A 19,714-nucleotide genomic window follows, 5' to 3' on the forward strand; every position below is an offset into this window, starting at 1 on the left:
TCGCGCCAGTTTAAGCGAGTTCGCTTTTAACAGCGTCATCTTTTGGAATCGATTAAAAAATGAATTGGTTTGATTTTACGATATTAGCCATAATTGGCTTGTCCGCAGTAATCAGTATCGTAAGAGGATTTATTAAGGAAGCTGTATCCCTTGTCATATGGGTCAGTGCATTTTTTATCGCAAAGCAATTCTATCCTCAATTAGCCGTTTATCTTACAAATTTCGATGATGTTTTGATTAGAAACGGGGTTGCAATTGCACTGTTATTTGTGGGAACCCTAATTGCAGGTGCGCTGATAAATTACATTATTTCACAGTTAGTTAAAGCCACAGGACTTACCGGCACGGATAGAGCTTTAGGCGCCGTTTTTGGTGCATTGAGAGGTGTACTTATCGTCAGTGCAGCCTTGTTCTTCCTTGACACTTTTACTGGTGCTGCAGAAGCTCAATGGTGGAAGTCTTCAGTACTAGTTCCTGAATTTGGTTTTATAATTGAATGGTTTTTTGAATTTGTGAAGCAAAGCTCAAGCTTTGTGACACCTTAGCTATAGGTTAATTCTATGTGTGGTATTGTTGGTATAGTCAGTAAAGAGCCGGTTGCTCAAGCACTTTACGATGCTCTTATTGTTCTACAACATCGAGGCCAAGATGCAGCTGGTATAATGACCATCGAAAACAATATGTTTAATTTGCGTAAGGCAAATGGATTGGTGCGTGATGTTTTCCATACACGCCACATGAAACGGCTAACCGGTAACATCGGCATAGGTCATTGCCGATATCCAACCGCAGGTTCATCCAGTTCTGCAGAAGCGCAACCATTTTATGTAAACTCTCCATACGGCATTGCTTTTGCGCATAATGGTAATTTAACCAATGCTTATGAGCTACAAGACGAAGTGTTTAAAATAGCTCGTCGTCATATTAATACAACTTCTGATTCAGAGTTGTTATTAAACATCTTTGCTCACGAATTACAAAGCAATGCAGCCTTAAAAATTGAACCGGATGATATATTTGATGCCGTCAAAAAGGTTCACAAGAAAATTAGAGGTGCTTATGCCATAGTGGCTGCAATCATTGGCCATGGCTTGGTGGCCTTTCGGGACCCACATGGTATTCGTCCATTAGTACTAGGCAAACGTCACACTGAGAATGGTGACGAATATATGGTTGCTTCTGAGAGCGTTGCCTTAGACATTGTTGGTTTTAAGTTTATTCGAGATTTGGCGCCTGGAGAAGCTGTATATATCACAGAAGAGGGTAAGTTATACACCCGTCAATGCGCTGAAAATCCTGTATGTAACCCATGTATTTTTGAGTTTGTTTATTTTGCCCGTCCTGATTCTTTTATCGATGGTGTGTCTGTTTATGCATCTCGTGTCAATATGGGCCGAATGCTAGGTGAGAAAATTAAACGAGAATGGGCGGATCTTGATATAGACGTTGTTATACCGATACCAGAAACTTCTATGGATGTAGCTCTGCAAATTGCAACAACTCTAGGCTTACCATACCGTCAAGGGTTTGTGAAAAACCGCTACATCGGCAGAACATTTATCATGCCAGGGCAAAAAATGCGTCGTAAATCAGTTAGACGTAAGCTAAATGCAATTTCTTCTGAATTTAAAGGCAAGAATGTATTATTGGTGGATGATTCAATAGTACGGGGTACAACGTCAGAACAAATTATTGAAATGGCGAGAGAGTCTGGTGCGAAGAAAGTGTATTTTGCATCCGCAGCCCCTGAAATTCGATTCCCGAATGTATATGGCATTGATATGCCTTCGGCGGTAGAGCTTATTGCCTATGGTCGTGAAGCCGATCAAATAAGAGATTGTATTAAAGCCGATGGATTAATTTTCCAAGACTTAGATGATTTAACCCAAGCAGTTGCAATAGAGAACGAAAATATCACTAAGTTCGAAACATCTGTATTTGATGGTAATTACGTGACTGGAGATGTAGATCAAAGCTATTTAGAGAAAATTGATAAGGCGAGGGGAGAAGCCACTAAGAAAATCCCGCGAAAACAAGCCGAGTTGACGAATCTAGAAATGTACAATATGGATAACGACTAAGTCGTTTTATATGATTTAAAAACAAAAAAGCATCCACATTTGTGGATGCTTTTTTGTTTCGTAAATTACATGTGCTGTGGACCCAAGCCCATACTCCACAAGATTACCGAAGCAGCCATTAAGATAACCATCAACACTAAGCCACAAGTGACCACTGAACTAGAAAAGATAAAGCCCTTTTCTTCAGGGATATGCAACATTATTGGTACGCCGGTATAAAGCAGATATATTGAATAGGAAAGACCAACCAATACTACCATCATTAAGAACCAAAGCTCAGGATAGAAAGCACCAAAACCCGCCATAAACAATGGAGTTGCAGTGTAAGCAGCTAGTTCTAGACTTTGGGTATAATTTGGTTCTGCTTGAAACGATTTGGCCATTTCGTGAATTAGCACAGCTAATGCTACCACGCCAAATATCAATCCAAAGTACATTGCCACAGACATGGCCAATGCGCTTTGGGTGGTTAATTTTAAGGTTTCCGCTGTAGCGCCAGCGCCTATGTCCCAGCCAATAGTGGTGGAAGCATAGTAAGCCATACCTGCGGGAATTAATGAAATAATAAGAATATGACTTAATGCATAAAAATAACTTTCATGTTTTTTGTCAATAGATTTCCATTCTTCTTTTGGTTGGGTATAGATCCCGAATAGATGGTTTAGAATCACGACGATTGCTCCTGAATAACGCGCTACATCAGCGCACAAAACTGACTTGGATGGCTCATTTCAAGAGCAACTACCAAGTAACCCCAAACACCACAGAGTGGTTACATTTCGAATATAGGGCATTAACAAACAATTAACAAGGGCTTAATCGCAAAAAAAATGCACATTTTTTGATTAATTTATGACATTTAGGCTAATAACCTAATTTAGAAATTTGCATATTTTAGTAAAAGAATCTTTATTTTTAGCAGATAAAAATAGTAGACAAATATTTACGGAAAATTCAGATGTATCAAATCTCGCAATTGCACATTGATATAGCACGAAATGCCACTGACGATTTTAATTTGTTTCATGATAGGTATCGATGGCAATGGGTTAAAGACAATCCATTTAATGGTCCAATAGCCTTGGGTTTTCAGCTGGGCTTGTTTATAGAAAGCCAGATCAAAAGTGTGCCAGACCACAAAAACATCTTTTTGCCTTTCACCACTTATGAATTTAACTTTGCTAACCCTGTACGAGTAGATGATGTTATTCATGTTGAGCTGAAAAAGTCGCGAGAATCTGAGACTGAACAAGGTAAAATGATATCTCAGCGTGTATGTTTAAAAGTAAACGGAAAGCCTGCAATAATTGGATTTAAACGCGACAGTGAATATTCGCCTTTGCCAAACAATTTTGAAAGCTATACACCTGAAAAATTATCTGAATACAAAGATAGAACCTTTATTCAGGACAATGTTTTTTTAAAGCGAAAATGGATGATAGTGGGGAATGCTAAGAACTTTTTATTAAGTACCCATGCTGACCAAACCATTTTTATTGATGAATTTGCAGACAAAGTAGATTTTCCTCAGATGTATCCATTGTCATTAATTTCATCTGCTTTATTAGAAAGAGCACAAGCGATAAATCACGATCTAATCGCTAATCCTCAAATTTATGTTAGCCATCATTTGTGCATCGATAATATTCAATTGGCAAAATTACGCAGTAATGATTGTTTGCAAATGCTAGTAAAGCAAGTATCAGGTGACAATACGGAACAAAGTTGTTTACAGGTGTGTGGGTGGGTTAATCAAGAACAGCCTTTATTTATAGCCGAATTGAAACTAGCCTCGTTACAAATGATTTTGAAACCTCAAGCGTGATTTTCAGGCGAATCCTGCTTCTGGCAATCCGCTATGAAATTTAAAATCGGTATCAACAGAGGTAATCAATTCTGCTTCAACATCGGCGAAATATGCCACTCGGTCACTTATGTCTTTTTGTACTATCTGTTGCGCAAGGGCTAGGTAGTCTTGGTAATGTCTTGCTTCTGATCGTAACAATGAAATATAAAAATCACTTAATCGTTTATCTACGTGAGGCGCTAATGCCGCAAAACGTTCACAAGATCTAGCCTCAATAAAAGCCCCACAGATCAATTTATCAATCAGTGCGTCTGGCTCATAGGTTTTAACGTGTTTCAACATACCTCTAGCATAACGACTAGAACCAACGGATTCGTATGGAATATCGTATTCTTGCATGATCTCTAGCACTTGGTAAAAGTGATGCAGTTCTTCTTTGATCAACAATACCATTTTGTTAATTAAGTCTTGGCTATAGGGCGTGCCGGATTTGGGTAACATGGACTTGGTTAATTTTTCATGTTGCGCTAATTCACGCCAATCACCTATTTTACGATAGGCAAAGTCTTCAAAAGGTTTTAGCCAGGCCAACAAGGCGTTTCCACTCTCTTCATCCACCGCATACTTTCGAATTAAATACATGGCCGATTGTGCGGCTTTTAATTCACATATTAGATGATCAATTAAAATTGTAGGAAGGTTTTCTTTTCTGGCGGCTTGAGCTACCCATGCGTCTGGGGTTTTGCATTTTAAAAATTGATGAATAGGCGCAAGTAAAGCTTCCAAACTAAGTGACCCTTAACAATGTTATTGGTTTAAAAAATTAGGCAATAGCAAAAACGAGATTATTCTATCAATTTGCTGCTTTAGAAGCGATCCTTAAGGGAAATTTACTTGCAGTACCTAACCATCAATTCATGACTTGATGGTTAGGTTAACAGCTTGCTGATTACTCTTTAATCGCTTTCCAATTTAACGTGCCGGACAGTATTTGCGGATCTCTGCCAGAGCCTTCTGGAGCACCTATGGTGACGCTTTCAAATTGAATGTTTTCTGCGTTTTCAACATCAAACAATCTTTGTGCTTGTTGAATAGAAACATTTTTAAATAAAACGTTTTTAAGCGGCGATGAAGCTGGCGCATGCATATCCCAGACTAGGCCAATGTTTTTCGCCGTGATGTTTTCAAACACTATGTCTTGGTAGGTTGCTGGAAAATTACCGCCGAGCTGGCTAGGGTAGTTCAGTTGGAACCAGAATAAGGTATCAAAAGATTCTACCTTAGCATTACGGATTCTTATCATTTCAACTAAGCCGCCTCTGTCCAAATTACTTTTTAGGCGAAAAGCTGCTGAGCCAGAGTGCATCACATTGTCTGTGAAAAATACCCGTTTAATACCACCAGACATTTCTGAGCCTAGCCCTATGCCGTCTTCACCTCCCATATCATTATTTCTAACCAGAATATCGGTACTAGGAATACCAATTTCTCGACCATCCGCATCACGTCCAGATTTCACAACGACAGCATCATCTCCGGTACGAAAGAAATTATTTTCAACCAACACAAAACTACTGGACTCTATATCTAAACCATCATTGTTGGGGTTGTGACTGTCCACTTTGATGCCGCGCACCGTAGCATGTTGGGTATAAACTAGATGATTAACCCAGAACGCAGAATTTTTGGCTGTATAGTCTTCTAAGAGAACGCGTTTACCATGGAATATTTGAATTAGGGGAGGGCGTAAATAATGGCCTTCACCAAACTGTCTTTGGCTAACAGGTACTAAATCAAAGCCCATTTTTCTTATTTTATAAACGTCTTCGTTTTGTTTTTTGTACCAAGGAATAAATTCGCTGTCTTTATTTCCGTCAATAATACCTTTGCCCGTTATGGCAACATCAGTCACATTATTACCATAGATCTTAGGACTATAAGTAAAAACTTCGGTGCCTTCCCATCGGGTTTTCACCACAGGTAAATAATGCTTTGCTTGAGTTGAAAATAAAAGCCTGGCGCCTTCACTGACATGCAGATTTACTTTACTTAATAAATTTACAGGTCCCTTACTTAGCCACTCACCTTGAGGAATAATAACCTTGCCACCCCCCGCCTTATTTGCAGCTTTAATTGCGTTGTTTATAGCTTCGGAAGCGTCGGCTGGACTGGTTTTTGCGCCAAAGTCCACAATTGAAAATTGTTGTTCTGGAATTTTGGGTAGTTGTATTTGTTGTTCAATTATTGAAGCCTGTTTCCAATCATCATCCATAGACGATTTATTGGCGTGTGAGCTAAAAGCAAATTGAATTGTGAACAATAAAATAAAAAGTTGTGACGATTTGGAACTAAATAAGCGATTCATTTATGCATCCTAAAATATATGCTACCGGTGGCATAATGAATATTTAAGGTTATTTTGTCAAATCTAGGTTAACAAAATTATCGAAATATATTTACAAATAAGATAGGTAATTTTGTTTAAGAGGAGAAGGGGGTATTTACAAAAGGCAGGTCATACAGTGCCCCAAATATGAGGGACACTGTAATTAACAAATGAATATTTAAAACTTAAATGACTGTAGGCGACCACGTAATTGCGCTACAAGTTGACTCACTTCTGAGCAATTTGCAACGAACTCTTCTGAGTGATTACGGGTTTGCTGTCCAATACTTTCAATCTCTTCAATGTTCTGATTAACTTTTTGCGAGACATCACTTTGCTGTGCAGCCATAGCTGCATTCTTTTCGTTTAACTTGGTAATGTCAGCTACAGAACGCAATGCTTCCTGTAAGGTTTGTCCTGCTTTCTTAGTCGTTTTTACGGTTTCTTCTATTCTATCTTTATTTGAATGCATCTTGGTTGACGCCGTTCTGCTACCGCTTTGCAAAGTGTCTATCATCTTACGAATTTCTTCAGTAGAGGTTTGTGTGCGGCTTGCTAGGGACCTTACTTCGTCGGCAACAACTGCGAAACCTCTGCCTTGTTCGCCGGCTCTTGCAGCTTCTATAGCAGCATTCAACGCTAGCAAGTTAGTTTGTTCGGCAATATTGCGAATAACCTCTAGTACGCTACTGATAGCTTCACTGGCATCAGCTAAATTGGTCACTACGGCAACGGTGTCATCAATATCAGCCGCTTGTTTTTCAATTTCAGAAATGGTGTTGTTAAGTGCTTGAACACTATCATTCGTGTGAATATCGGCAGTTTTTGCTGAAGAATCTGCTTCTGAAGCATTGGCTGACACGGCTTTCGCATTTTCTTTTAGGATTGAAATGCTATTCATCATACTTGCTGTTTTTTCACTTAACTGCAATGATGACTGATTAGACATTTGCGCTGAAGATTGCAACGAAGACGCATGGGTTTGTAATTTTTCACTTAAAATATCAACCTGGCGCATTGTATCTTGCAATCTTTCTATCAACTTATTAAATCCAGCGCCCATTCGGCCAAATTCATCCTCTGCTTTAATATCAAAGCGTTTGGTTAGATCCGCTTCGTCACCAGCCAAGGTATTAACTGCCGAAATATATTCGTTGAGGGGCTTGCTGACTAATTTATGGATCAGTACGTAGACCAATCCAATCGCTGCTGCCCCAACAAGAATGATTTTTAACACTTGCATGAAAATAGACTGGGTTAACATTGAATGAATATCGTCGTTATCTGTAACCAGCACAAGTTCGTAATTCCAAGATTCGAAAGGGATGATATTCACAGTGTATTGATCCGTTTTAGAATCCATCGCCTTGGAGACTGAATCAGCGGTTACATGTTCAGAATGCAGGCGGACATTTCCTTTGCTATCTCTTAAAGCAACAAAACCGTTTTCTAAAATTCGGCTTTTACTTATGGCTTGTTCTAACACTTTTAAATCAGCTGAGTAGCCAACGTACCAAATTCCAATGGTTTGTTGTTGGCTGTTCTTCATTGGTTCATAGGCCGTAAGGTAGGGACTACCCAAAATATCAACTTGCCCATAATAGGCTTTGCCATCGTTGATTTTTGCAATGGCTTTTCCGCTTGGTGCCAGTTTTGTACCTATTGCTCGTTTGCCATTTTTTATTACGTTGGTGGAGATGCGAATATAATCATCGCCTTTTTTACTGAACAGGGTCGCAGTGCCACCCATGACTTGGGTCAAACCGTCCACTAAGGCAAAGTTATTTGCTTGCTCTTGGCCTCCAATTAGTAATTGATTGGCGTCAGTGCCATTCACATTGACTGATCCAGCAAGTGTTGCTTCTCCCATATTTCTCCCTCTTTCAAGAAGGAGTTTCATGCTACTTTTTACGCGTTCCTGCATAAGACCATCAGTTACCGCTAAAATATCGAATAACTGGTTAGCCATAATTTCCTTTCTTTCGGTAACTGCTAGCTTGGTCTCTTTATATGACTCATAGGCGCCATAAATAGAAAAAATACAAGTTAACAGAATGACGACACTAGCCGTTACGTACAGAAATTTTTTTTGAATGCCCATTTTTCTCTGCCTTAAGGAAAGGATTATGTTGTTATCGGCAGATGTAGACTTTTGGTTACTCTATATACTAAAAAAAATAATACTTAAATTTACACTAAATAAAAATCATAAACATTTTTCTGTTAATGAAAATAAAACTATGTATTTGTTATAGATTTTAACTAACGCATGTTGATGGTAAATTTAGCTTTGTTGGTAGGATATGTGTTATTTACGTTGGGCAATAAGATGACCAGAACTGGTCAACACTTCGCCGTTAACTGCTAATTCCGCGGTATATTCGCCAGCAGGGAATTCAGCGCCTCGTCCCATATCAAATCTGAATAATTGTGCGCGTTTAGCCACGAAAATCCCTGAAGCGGCGACTTCACGGTTAGGGGTATACAAGGTAATTTGAACCTCGGTGAGGGGCGCTTTACTGAATTTAGGTCGAACCAAAAACTCCTGAATACACACCAATTCTTCAAATCTTGGATTTTCACATTGGCGTTCGCTTACCAATAAAGATTTTAGGTAAATTGGATCTTCAATATCTTTTTCTAGCTGACGAATTTTTTGTTTCAATCTCTCAACTTCATTTTCTACCGCTGATCCCTGCTGAAGTTGTTGTTGACTGCTAGCAAGTTGACGTCTCAAATTGCCATTCTCAGTGGTTAAATCTGCGATTCTACTTTGTCTGGCTGACAATTGATTACGCAGAAGTTGTAATTGATTTTCTTCTACCAAACAGCTTTTTTCAGCTTCATTTTCTTGTTGTTGAGATTGAGAAGCCGCATTCAATAGGGATGTAAGTTCCTTTCTTTCATCTTGGCATTGATTAAATCTCTGTTCCGCATTGATTGCTTGAACTTGTAATTGGTCAACTTCGATTCTTGCTAAGTCTATATCGGCGTTTATTTGTGTAAGGGTGTTTTGAAGTTGGGTTACGGAATTCTCTAATTTATCTTTTTGGTCCAATAAATTAATCACGTAGTCGGTGTCAAAAATTCCAAGATCAGGGTCTTCTTGCTTGGTATACCATACAACCACGACAATAATGTTTAACAGCAGTAGAATTATATATTTTTTGCTTCGGTTAAACATTATGACTTCCTTTTAAATGCTTGTTAAATCTCAATTAAGCCGCAAATTATTAAACAAAACGGGGTATTTTTAAAGACTTTTTATCCGGTTTCGCTTTCGTCCCAGAAAGCCCTACTACTTAAAAAATGGGCGTGTTTCTAAACTCATACTGTTCGGAGATACGCGTAAAATGGAGCCTTGGTCGTACCAATCGCCCAGCACTATGCGCTCAACTGGCTTTCCATCTAATTGAAATTGATGAATTTTAGGTCTATGTGTGTGGCCATGGATGAAGAGGTCTACTTGGGCCTTGCGCATAGCCTCGTCTACTTCACTCTTGGTAACATCCATGATCTCAACAGCTAATTTTGATTTATTGTTTTTACTTAAATTTCGACCACTTTCGGCTTTTTTTCGGCGCCAGCTAAGGGGTAGAGACAACATTAATTTCGGCCACCACCAACCGCGGGACTTTTTTCGAAATTTCATGTATTCAATATCGCGTGTACAAAGCTCATCACCATGGCTGATGAGGGTTTTTCGACCGTATAAATCTATAACAGATTGTTCTGGCAATATTTGCATGCCAGCTTCGCCAGCAAAGTTTTTACCGATAGCAAAGTCTCGATTTCCGTGGATAAAATATACAGGGATACGTGTTGCTACCGATTTGATAATGCTTGCAATCTCTTGATTAAAGGGTGTTTTGTTGTCATCCCCTATCCATACTTCAAATAAATCGCCTAGAATGTATAGGGCAGAGGCCTGTTGGGTTTCATTTTGCATAAAGGATGCAAAACATTGAGTGATGTCATCACGATCATCACTCAAATGCAGGTCTGATATAAAAAACGTGGTATCTGACAAAGAACTGCCTATTAAAAAATTATTCTACAAAAACCGCTTTTTCAATAACGACATCTTCTAGCGGCACGTCATCATGGTAGCCAGAACGCCCTGTTTCAACAGTTTTAATTTTTTCAATGATATCCATGCCTTCAACGACTTCGCCAAATACACAATAACCATAACCATGGGCATTAGGAGAAGAAAAATTGAGAAAAGCATTGTCGTTGACATTAATAAAAAATTGCGCAGTAGCAGAATGAGGATCATTAGTACGAGCCATTGCTATTGCGCCTTTTTTATTTGAAAGGCCATTATCAGCTTCGTTTTCAATGGGAGCTTTTGTTGCTTTTTCTTTCATGCCAGGTTCAAAGCCACCGCCTTGAATCATAAAGTTACTGATTACACGATGGAAAATCGTATTATCGTAAAATCCATCGTTTACATAGCTCAAAAAGTTAGCCACAGTTTTTGGCGCTTTTTCGGCGTTCAGTTCGATTTTAATGTCACCAAAATTTGTTTGCAAAACAACCATGTTAGTCTCTTGTTTGGATAAAAAAGGTGTGCGAATAATACAGCAACTATAAGCTATGTAAAAGGTAAAGATGTTGTTGCCGTTATGGCTAATTTAAAAATTTGATGTCAAAACTCACTAGCCTAGACCTAAATCTAAATGCTAGAATTTACCCACTTTTAATTACTGCTAGTGTTTAATGTCAGAATTACAAATCTATAATACCTTAACTAAACAAAAACAAACCTTTACACCAATCCAAGCTGGAAAAGTCGGACTTTATGTCTGTGGTATTACAGTTTATGATCTCTGTCATATGGGCCATGCTCGCACTTATTTATCGTTCGATATTGTAGTTAGATACCTTCGTCATTTGGGATATCAGGTAAAGTATGTCAGGAACATTACTGATGTTGATGACAAAATTATTAAGCGTGCTATTGAAAACAGCGAAACCCCTGAGCAACTGACCGAGCGAACCATTGCTATGATGCATGATGATTTCGCTGCACTGAATTTGCTTGAGCCTGATATCGAACCTAAGGTAACGCAACACATACCTGAAATAATTTCGGTAATTGAATCCTTAATTGCCAAAGAGTATGCCTATGTTGCCCCTAGTGGCGATGTATTGTTTAGTGTTAAAGCATTCAGTGACTACGGTAAGCTAAGTCGCCAGAATTTAGAACAATTACAAGCCGGTGCTCGAGTAGAAACTACCGATGATAAAAGAGACCCTCTTGATTTTGTATTATGGAAATCGGCCAAAGAAGATGAAATTTATTGGGAGTCTCCTTGGGGAAATGGAAGACCAGGTTGGCATATCGAATGTTCTGCGATGAATTACAAGCACTTAGGAAAACATTTTGATATTCATGGTGGGGGATCAGATTTGATTTTTCCACACCATGAAAATGAAGTTGCTCAGTCTTGCTGTGCTTTTGATACCCCATATGTGAATACTTGGATGCACGCGGGTATGGTGCAAGTCGATAATGAGAAAATGTCTAAATCATTAGGCAACTTTTTTACTTTGCGAGATGTTTTAGCCAAACACGATGCAGAAACCCTAAGATTTTTCTTAATGTCTGCACATTACAGAAGCCAATTAAGCTATTCACAGGACACTATCGATCAGGCAAAAGCTAGCTTAGAGCGTTTGTATACCGCGTTAAGAGGAGTAGAGATACCTTCAACCGGAGATCTCGCTTATGGTAATTATTTGAGTCAGTTTGAAGCAGCTATGAACGATGACTTTAATATGCCAGTTGCAATGTCTGTGCTCTTTGACGTGGCGCGAGCGATAAATAAAGCCGATACGCAAGAAGCTCCTAAACTTGCTTATGTGTTGAAAAATCTAGGCGCGATCCTAGGGGTGTTACAGTCAGAACCTGATGCATATCTGAAAGGTGGTTCAAACCAAGATGATGCCTTTGCAACTCAAGTTGAGCAACTGATCGAACAACGAAATCAGGCTCGAAAAGACAAAGATTGGGCGAAAGCTGATGCGGCCAGAGATCAACTGACCGCGCTAGGAGTAGTGCTTGAAGATGGTCCTCAAGGCACGAGCTGGCGTAAAATTTAAGTCTTAGTAATATCAACAATTAGCTTAAGTACTTGTCCAGGTTGCAAGTACTTTTGTCCTTGCAAACTGTTCCACTTTACAATGTCATTTACCTTAACGTTAAATTTATTGGCGATGCGAGCTAAGGAATCCCCTGACCGAACATTGTAATGAATATTACGGGTAATGCCGCTTGAATTTTGGCTAGGTACGTCGGACCAAATAACCAATTTGGTTCCTATTTTCAGCGGATCCGCATGGGAAATACCATTCCATTTGGCTATTTCTTTAATACTTACCTTATTTGCTCTTGCTATATCCCAAAGGGTATCACCAGATTTTACTATATAGTCTTTACTATGTTTGCCAAATTCTTTTGATTGCCTAGTTTGGATTCGTTGATCTACTGACAACGCATAAGTATCTAACGACTGGGTAGCAATTGGTACCAGTAAATGCTCTCCTGCAATGATGCGATTAGATCTTAGGTTGTTTACTTGTTTTATCACATCTACCGAGGTGTGATATTTATTTGCGATCACCCCTAAACTATCGCCAGAACGGATTTCATGTCGAGCCCAGCTTAGTAATTCATTATCAGGTATGTCAGCTAACGCTAGGTTGAAGTCTTCAATCCGATCTACAGGAAGTAATAAATGATGTGGGCCGTTAGGATCAGTGGCCCAGCGATTGAATCCTGGGTTTAGACTTTGAAGTTCGGCTGTGGTCAAGTTTGCTAATGTAGCAGCTTTTGCTAAATCAATTTGGCGGTCAACTTCAACCACATCCACAACTGCAGTGTTTTCGATTTCAGGCCAAGCAAATCCATATTTTTCATGCTGTTTTAGTATGTCTGCTAAGGCTAATAATTTAGGAACATAGGCACGGGTTTCTCGGGGTAAACTCAATGACCAAAAGTCAGTAGGTTTGTTAGCACGTTTATTATTTTTGATTGCTCTTAACACTCGGCCTTCACCACTATTATAAGCCGCCAACGCATGTAACCAATTGCCATCAAACATTTTATTTAAGAATTTTAAATAACCAATAGCACCTTCTGTGGAGGCGATGACATCACGTCTACCGTCATACCACCAAGTTTGTTTCATGCCATAGCGCTTACCTGTGCCAGAAATAAATTGCCACATGCCAGATGCGCGGCCGTGAGAATAAGCAAAGGGATCAAAGGCACTTTCAACAATAGGTAACAGAGCGATGTCTAAAGGAATATCTTCCTCTTCTAAACGTTTAACAATATAGTACAAAAATGGCGTTGCGCGATTGGATACTCGTTGCATATATTTAGGGTGCTTTAAATACCAATCTCTTTGCCAATCAACCCGTTGTTGATCATCAGGAACTTCAAATTCCAATTTATTGGCAATATACTGCCATAGATTTTCTTCGGTGATGTTTAATTGGTCATCATTTTGCTCTGACGAACTACCCACTAATTGGGGCAGTGGGATTTCTTCAACAGGATGAATAACAGGGGTTACGCCTTCGTCTGCTGTACTGCAGTCGGCAGCTGTTTCATCATTTGATGCAGGATCGTGGCAAACAATTTCAGAGGTATAAACAACCGCTGAATTTGCAATTGTATTTTCTGCTTGTTGTTGAGTGTTGACGCACCCAGATAAAAACGCCAATCCTATAATTACGCTAAGAATTTTTTCCATATTGTTGCTTTTATTCTCGTTATCTAAAAATTATCTTTTGCTTTACGCAGTAATTTGAACACTTGGACGGGATTTACATCTGCAAGTTCAAATTGCTGTTTAAGATGTTGTACAAATTCCTCATTATCACATTTTAAAAATGGATTAATTTCAATTTCCAGTTTTAAGTTGGATGGTAGCGTTACTTCATCTTTTAATCGTTTTTCGGATACCCAATCACTGTACGAATTTAGTAGTGTATTGTCGGCATCTATTTCACTGGCAAATCTAATATTTGCTTGAGTATATTCATGGGTACAATACACTTTTGTGTGCTTGGGTAATTGTTTGATTTTCTTAAGAGAACTCCAGAATACCTCTGGCGTGCCTTCAAACATTCGACCACAACCCGCTGAAAATAACGTATCTCCACAGAATATCAGCTCATTATTATAATATGCAATATGATCTAGCGTATGGCCCGGAACGTCCATAACGTTTAAGCACAATTGATTGTCTAATAGCGATAATCTATCACCTTCTTTCAAGTCTTTAGTAATTTGTTTTATTTTAGGGGTTTGCGGCCCATACACTGGAATATTAGGGTATTTGTCTAATAACCCATCTATTCCATCTGTGTGATCATAGTGGTGATGGGTGATAATAATAGCCGTTAATTTAAGCTGTTTTTCCAGTAAAAATTCTATCACAGGCACAGAGTCACCTGGATCTACTACTACTGCAGAATTTCCGTCATATATACACCAGATATAATTATCCGATAAGGCGCGAATAGGGTGTATGTTGAGCATATTGCCTAGCTACTGATATTTATGTTGGAAGTTATTCTAACAGCAAAATTAGCTTTCTGGCTAATTCCGTTAATTCTTGATAACGCTCTGAGAACTTTGAGCTTTTAAGTTAAATAGATTAGTATCAATAAATGTTAATGATTTGCTAAGTTCCTAGAGTGTTAGGCATAAACTCATGCTGCTAAGAGACGCAAAACGAAAAAAACGGCCTATTTACCCAGATTCTTGGGATAATTTAAGTCAGGGAAGTCGAGTTCGTGAAGAACTTGAGCTCGCCCTTGCGCCTATTATTGAAAGAGTTTTTGGTTACTACTTAGTCAAACTAGGCGGCTTGACCAATGAACTGAATCTTAAGTCTTGCCCAATCAAAGAAAAAGTAAATTTTGCGTTGAATCCGACGACTGACGCTCATATCGTAGGACGCTCTTGTCAATTACCATTTCAGAATAACAGTGTCGACGCATTCGTTGTGTTAGCTGAATTGGATTTTGCTCAAGATCCTCATCAAATCATTCGAGAAATAGATAGAGCCATAACCTCAGATGGGCAAGTAATTATTGCGGGATTTAATCCGTTTAGTCTGGCGGGTATATTTAAATACTTGCCGATTAATAGAAGAAATCTATTACATCAAGGGCGTTTTTTCACTTCAGCAAGAATTAAAGACTGGTTACAATTATTGGACTTTGACGTTGTTAAACAGGAACAGATTGTCTATTCGTCGTTATTTACACGCGTCAGTTTTGGTAAAAATAGGCCGTTTTTTAGCAAGTTAGATCAGAAATTAAATGGGTTCTGTAAGCGTTATTTACCTTGGTTCTCTTCTATGTATATTTTGGTAGCAAAAAAACGAGAAGTTCCTTTGTCACCTATTAAAAAGCAATGGCAAATAAACCCTAAATTTAAGCCTAGACCAGCGACTGTGGCGCTAAATCACCAGTCTAAGCAAAACGAAGATTCTCTTACTTAACGCGCATACCCGGATTTGCACCTTCAGAAGGTTCAAGGATATATAAGTCAGAACCTCCGGGACCAGCGGCTAATACCATGCCTTCTGAGACGCCAAAACGCATTTTTCTTGGTGCTAAATTAGCTACCATCACAGTTAACTTTCCTTGTATATCTTCTGGTGCATAAGCAGACTTAATCCCAGCAAACACTTGGCGAGTTTCTCCACCTATATCTAACTCTAAACGCAATAATTTATCGGCCTTTTCAACCGCTTCGGCTTTGACTATTTTCGCGATTCTTAAATCAATTTTGGCAAAGTCGTCAAATGTAATCGTCGGTGCAATGGGTTCATCAATGAGCGGGCCAGATGACACAGGAGTCGCTTTGGCTTGTAAATTTTCTTTACTTGCTTCAACCATAGCCGCTACCTTGTCAGCATCCACCCGTTGCATTAATGCCTTAAACTTGTTTATTGTATGCCCAGTTTTTACTTGGTTTACGCTATCCCAGCTAAAACTGTCGTTTAAGAATGCTTGAGCTTGTGCCGAGAGTTCAGGCACTACTGGCGTCAAATACACCATCAAAATTCTGAACAAATGAATTCCCAAAGAACAAACATCATGAGTTAGCGTTTGTTTTTCAGGATCTTTAATGGTTACCCAAGGCGCTTGAGCATCTATGTATTGATTGGCTTTATCAGCAAGGGACATGATATCGCGAATGGCTTTATGATATTGACGGGCTTCTAAAGCTTCTGCAATAGAGGTTTGAGCCTGCTGAAAACTGGCTAATAATTCTGGCTCAATGATGTTGTCTGATAATTTACCGTCAAATTTTTTGGTGATAAAGCTAGCACATCTTGAAGCGATATTGACTACCTTTCCGACTAAATCAGAATTTACTTTTTGTACAAAATCTTCGAAATTCAAATCGATATCAGTTGCGCTGTCGCTAAGTTTGCTCGCAAAGTAATAACGAAGATATTCAGGTTGTAAATGGTCTAAAAATGTCCGTGCTTTGATGAATGTACCGCGAGATTTACTCATTTTTGCACCGTTAACGGTGACAAAACCATGAATATTAACACCCGTAGGTTTGCGCATTTGAGCGCCTTCTAGCATGGCTGGCCAGAATAAGCAGTGGAAATAAGTAATATCCTTACCGATGAAATGGTATAACTCGGTATCTGAGTCCGCTTTCCAAAATTCAGTATCATCAAGACCATTGGCATCACAGAAGTTTTTAAAACTCGCCATATAGCCTACTGGAGCATCTACCCAAACATAGAAATATTTATTTGGCGCGCCAGGAATTTCAAACCCAAAATAGGGGGCGTCTCGGCTGATATCCCATTGCTGTAGTCCTTGCTCAAACCATTCGTTCAGTTTATTAGCCATTTCATTAGAAATTGCGCCTGATCGAATCCATTCCTTGAGCATGTTTTCAAACTTGGGTAAATCGAAAAAGAAATGTTCAGAATCTTTCAGAATAGGTGTTGCACCAGAGACCACAGAGCGCGGATTTTTCACTTCTGTTGGGCTGTAAGTTGAGCCACAAACATCACAAGAGTCACCATTTTGATCTGTAGCACCGCATTTAGGGCAATCACCCTTTACAAAACGGTCCGGCAAAAACATGTTTTTTTCTGGATCATATAGCTGGCTGATGGTTCTTTTGGAAATATAACCAGCATTGTCTAATCGATTGTAAATTAATTCGCAGTATTCTTTGTTCTCTGGGCTATGAGTGACATAATAATTATCATAATCCACAAAAAAATCACGAAGGTCTTGATCGTGTTCTTGGCGGGTTTGCTCAACCATCTGCTCTGGACTAATTCCTAGCTCTTGTGCTTTCAACATTACTGGCGTGCCATGAGCATCATCGGCACAAACACTGTAACATTCATGCCCTCGTAATTTTTGAAAACGTACCCATATATCTGTTTGAATGTGTTCTAATAGATGACCTAAATGAATAGAACCATTAGCATAGGGGAGTGCGCTAGTGACTAGAATTCGGCGCTTTGGTTGTTGCATATTGCGAAATATCCCTTAATCCGATTAGTGTTTATAATAGGCGCAGATATTAGCCCAAACAGCTAGATAATGCACTTATTAAACGAATTAGAGTGACTATGTTTTTCAAAAAAGACAAAAAAAAGCAACCTAATGAGAATTTGTCGGAAGGCAAGCAGGATTGCGAAAAAATTAAGCATGCCATTTGTGCGCTACTGGCCATTAAGAAAACAGATTTAGTTCAGGTACAACATTCGAATAATCAAATCAAAATCAAACTTCCTTTACCTTACAAAACTGCACATTCAGAAATTATTGATAACTTAGTTTCTAATGGATTAGTTGCTAGCACTAATGATGTTGAAATTGAATCCAATATTCCCATCTTTCACACTCTTAAGCCCATTATCACAAACGTAAAAAATATTATTGCGGTTTCCTCTGGTAAAGGTGGGGTAGGAAAGTCGGCTACGGCTATCAATTTGGCTCTAGCATTAAAGCAATTGGGTGCAAGAGTGGGAGTGCTTGACGCTGATATTTATGGTCCCTCAGTGCCTATAATGTTGGGTACACAAAATGCGTCTCCTAAAAGCCCGGATAACAAAACCATGTACCCTATTGAGGCATTAGGTTTAGTTTCAAATTCTATTGGTTACTTGGTTAAAAACGATCATGCCTCCATTTGGAGAGGTCCTATGGCGAGTAAAGCCTTACAGCAGTTGCTTAATGAGACCAAATGGCCCTTGTTGGATTATCTTATTGTGGATATGCCCCCTGGTACTGGTGATATTCAGCTTACAATGGCGCAGCAATTGCCATTGACCGGCGCTGTGATTGTGACCACGCCGCAAGATATTGCGGTGGCAGATGCCGCCAAAGGCATTGCTATGTTTGAAAAGCTAGAAATTCCAATATTGGGTTTAGTTGAAAACATGAGCAGTTTTGTTTGTCCTCATTGTGAGAAAGAAACACCTATTTTTGATTTGGGTGGAGGGCGTAAATTGGCTGAACGCTATAAATATCCGATATTAGCTGAATTACCCTTAAATCTGAAAATCAGAGAATGTACTGACCAAGGCAAATCAATTTTCACTCTTTATCCAGAAGATCCACTTTGCCAGCACTATCTAGACGCGGCGGCAAATTTGAGTATTAATTTAGTGAATCAAGTGGAATTAGCGTCCTTGGTGCAAAATGATCCTAATGGTATTGCGGTGACTCAATTGAGTTAACTCAGAGGAATATGGTTGCAACCCGTGCTGGCTTTGAGCATAATTCAAGCCCCTTAGATATTAGTAGAGCTCAATATGCGTTTGTGCGACAAGGACATTGTTAAATACATAGAAAAAGGTGAAATTGGTATTTCTCCGCAGCCTGATTTAACCAAAATCAGCGGTGTTACTGTGGATGTCAGCCTAGGAAATAAATTCCGTGTGTTTGAAGACCATGCTGCGCCTTACATAGATTTAAGTGGACCCAAGTCACAAGTTCAAGCAGCTCTTGATAAAGTGATGAGTGATGAAATTGAATTAACTGGGGATGACGCATTTTTCTTACATCCCGGCGAATTAGCACTGGCTATTACCCAAGAATCTATCACTTTACCTGCAAATATGGTGGGTTGGCTGGATGGTAGATCATCCTTAGCGCGTTTGGGATTGATGGTACATGTTACTGCACACAGAATTGATCCAGGTTGGTCTGGTAACATAGTGTTAGAGTTTTTTAATTCAGGAAAATTGCCCTTAGCTTTACGTGCAGGCATGAAGATCGGTGCTTTAAGTTTTGAGCTACTCAGTGATTATTGTGAAAAGCCATACAACGCACGTAATGACGCCAAGTATCGTAATCAAGATGGCGCCATTGCAAGTCGCATTAGCGGTGATAACAAAGAATAAAGCTTGTTTATAACCA

The 19,714-nt window shown here is 39.1% G+C and carries 17 protein-coding genes; 7 read left to right on the forward strand and 10 right to left on the reverse strand.

The features are described from left to right. Positions 1 to 59: 59 nt before the first annotated feature. Together ACNKW3_RS10160 and purF are read left to right on the forward strand one after the other, a co-directional pair. On the forward strand, positions 60 to 545 hold the full coding sequence (locus tag ACNKW3_RS10160; protein ID WP_427399187.1) for a CvpA family protein: 486 nt from the start codon (positions 60 to 62) through the stop codon (positions 543 to 545). 15 nt (positions 546 to 560) lie between these two features. Beyond that, on the forward strand, positions 561 to 2,081 hold the full coding sequence (gene purF / locus ACNKW3_RS10165; protein ID WP_427399188.1) for an amidophosphoribosyltransferase: 1,521 nt from the start codon (positions 561 to 563) through the stop codon (positions 2,079 to 2,081). A gap of 65 nt (positions 2,082 to 2,146) precedes the next feature. Here purF and ACNKW3_RS10170 read toward each other — a convergent pair whose 3' ends face one another. Next, positions 2,147 to 2,752 carry a Yip1 family protein gene (locus ACNKW3_RS10170; protein ID WP_427399189.1) on the reverse strand — a complete coding sequence of 202 codons (606 nt, stop codon included), beginning with the start codon at positions 2,750 to 2,752 and terminating at the stop codon, positions 2,147 to 2,149. Positions 2,753 to 3,039: 287 nt separating this feature from the next. On the opposite strand from ACNKW3_RS10170, the gene ACNKW3_RS10175 reads away from it, so the two are divergent. Continuing rightward, positions 3,040 to 3,906, forward strand: coding sequence for a hypothetical protein (locus ACNKW3_RS10175; RefSeq protein WP_427399190.1), 867 nt, complete (start codon positions 3,040 to 3,042; stop codon positions 3,904 to 3,906). A gap of 3 nt (positions 3,907 to 3,909) precedes the next feature. On the opposite strand, the gene miaE is transcribed toward ACNKW3_RS10175, so the two are convergent. From miaE to ACNKW3_RS10205, 6 genes are all read right to left on the reverse strand, one after another. After that, positions 3,910 to 4,674 (reverse strand): tRNA isopentenyl-2-thiomethyl-A-37 hydroxylase MiaE, encoded by a 765-nt coding sequence (miaE, locus tag ACNKW3_RS10180; protein WP_427399191.1) that lies wholly within the window; start codon positions 4,672 to 4,674, stop codon positions 3,910 to 3,912. Positions 4,675 to 4,837: 163 nt separating this feature from the next. Then, on the reverse strand, positions 4,838 to 6,253 hold the full coding sequence (locus ACNKW3_RS10185; RefSeq protein WP_427399192.1) for a glycoside hydrolase family 28 protein: 1,416 nt from the start codon (positions 6,251 to 6,253) through the stop codon (positions 4,838 to 4,840). Between the two features lie 199 nt (positions 6,254 to 6,452). Then, positions 6,453 to 8,375 carry a Cache 3/Cache 2 fusion domain-containing protein gene (locus ACNKW3_RS10190; protein WP_427399193.1) on the reverse strand — a complete coding sequence of 641 codons (1,923 nt, stop codon included), beginning with the start codon at positions 8,373 to 8,375 and terminating at the stop codon, positions 6,453 to 6,455. A gap of 207 nt (positions 8,376 to 8,582) precedes the next feature. After that, positions 8,583 to 9,458, reverse strand: coding sequence for a hypothetical protein (locus ACNKW3_RS10195; RefSeq protein WP_427399194.1), 876 nt, complete (start codon positions 9,456 to 9,458; stop codon positions 8,583 to 8,585). Positions 9,459 to 9,572: 114 nt separating this feature from the next. Beyond that, positions 9,573 to 10,304, reverse strand: coding sequence for a UDP-2,3-diacylglucosamine diphosphatase (locus tag ACNKW3_RS10200; RefSeq protein WP_427399195.1), 732 nt, complete (start codon positions 10,302 to 10,304; stop codon positions 9,573 to 9,575). 19 nt (positions 10,305 to 10,323) lie between these two features. Continuing rightward, positions 10,324 to 10,818 carry a peptidylprolyl isomerase gene (locus ACNKW3_RS10205; RefSeq protein WP_427399196.1) on the reverse strand — a complete coding sequence of 165 codons (495 nt, stop codon included), beginning with the start codon at positions 10,816 to 10,818 and terminating at the stop codon, positions 10,324 to 10,326. Between the two features lie 178 nt (positions 10,819 to 10,996). Between ACNKW3_RS10205 and cysS the strand changes: the two genes are divergently transcribed. Beyond that, a complete protein-coding gene (cysS, locus tag ACNKW3_RS10210) occupies positions 10,997 to 12,382 on the forward strand; it encodes a cysteine--tRNA ligase (protein WP_427399197.1) in 1,386 nt (461 codons plus the stop codon). Here cysS and ACNKW3_RS10215 read toward each other — a convergent pair. Together ACNKW3_RS10215 and gloB are read right to left on the reverse strand one after the other, a co-directional pair. Further along, a complete protein-coding gene (locus tag ACNKW3_RS10215) occupies positions 12,379 to 14,040 on the reverse strand; it encodes a LysM peptidoglycan-binding domain-containing protein (RefSeq protein WP_427399198.1) in 1,662 nt (553 codons plus the stop codon). The genes cysS and ACNKW3_RS10215 overlap by 4 nt on opposite strands. A 23-nt stretch (positions 14,041 to 14,063) precedes the next feature. Continuing rightward, positions 14,064 to 14,831 (reverse strand): hydroxyacylglutathione hydrolase, encoded by a 768-nt coding sequence (gene gloB, locus ACNKW3_RS10220; RefSeq protein ID WP_427399199.1) that lies wholly within the window; start codon positions 14,829 to 14,831, stop codon positions 14,064 to 14,066. Positions 14,832 to 15,006: 175 nt separating this feature from the next. Here gloB and ACNKW3_RS10225 point away from each other — a divergent pair, with 175 nt between their 5' ends. Further along, entirely contained in the window at positions 15,007 to 15,801 is a 795-nt protein-coding gene (locus ACNKW3_RS10225; protein WP_427399200.1) for a class I SAM-dependent methyltransferase, read from the forward strand. Here the strand turns inward: ACNKW3_RS10225 and metG are convergent. Then, positions 15,794 to 17,821 carry a methionine--tRNA ligase gene (gene metG, locus ACNKW3_RS10230; protein WP_427399201.1) on the reverse strand — a complete coding sequence of 676 codons (2,028 nt, stop codon included), beginning with the start codon at positions 17,819 to 17,821 and terminating at the stop codon, positions 15,794 to 15,796. The genes ACNKW3_RS10225 and metG overlap by 8 nt on opposite strands. A 98-nt stretch (positions 17,822 to 17,919) precedes the next feature. Between metG and apbC the strand changes: the two genes are divergently transcribed. Together apbC and dcd are read left to right on the forward strand one after the other, a co-directional pair. After that, on the forward strand, positions 17,920 to 19,032 hold the full coding sequence (gene apbC, locus ACNKW3_RS10235) for an iron-sulfur cluster carrier protein ApbC (RefSeq protein WP_427399202.1): 1,113 nt from the start codon (positions 17,920 to 17,922) through the stop codon (positions 19,030 to 19,032). A 75-nt stretch (positions 19,033 to 19,107) separates the two neighbouring features. Then, complete coding sequence (dcd, locus tag ACNKW3_RS10240; protein ID WP_427399203.1) at positions 19,108 to 19,698, forward strand: dCTP deaminase; 591 nt, start codon at positions 19,108 to 19,110, stop codon at positions 19,696 to 19,698. Positions 19,699 to 19,714: the final 16 nt, after the last annotated feature.

This window comes from Glaciecola sp. 1036, assembly GCF_050306235.1.
Taxonomy (GTDB): Bacteria; Pseudomonadota; Gammaproteobacteria; order Enterobacterales; family Alteromonadaceae; genus Glaciecola.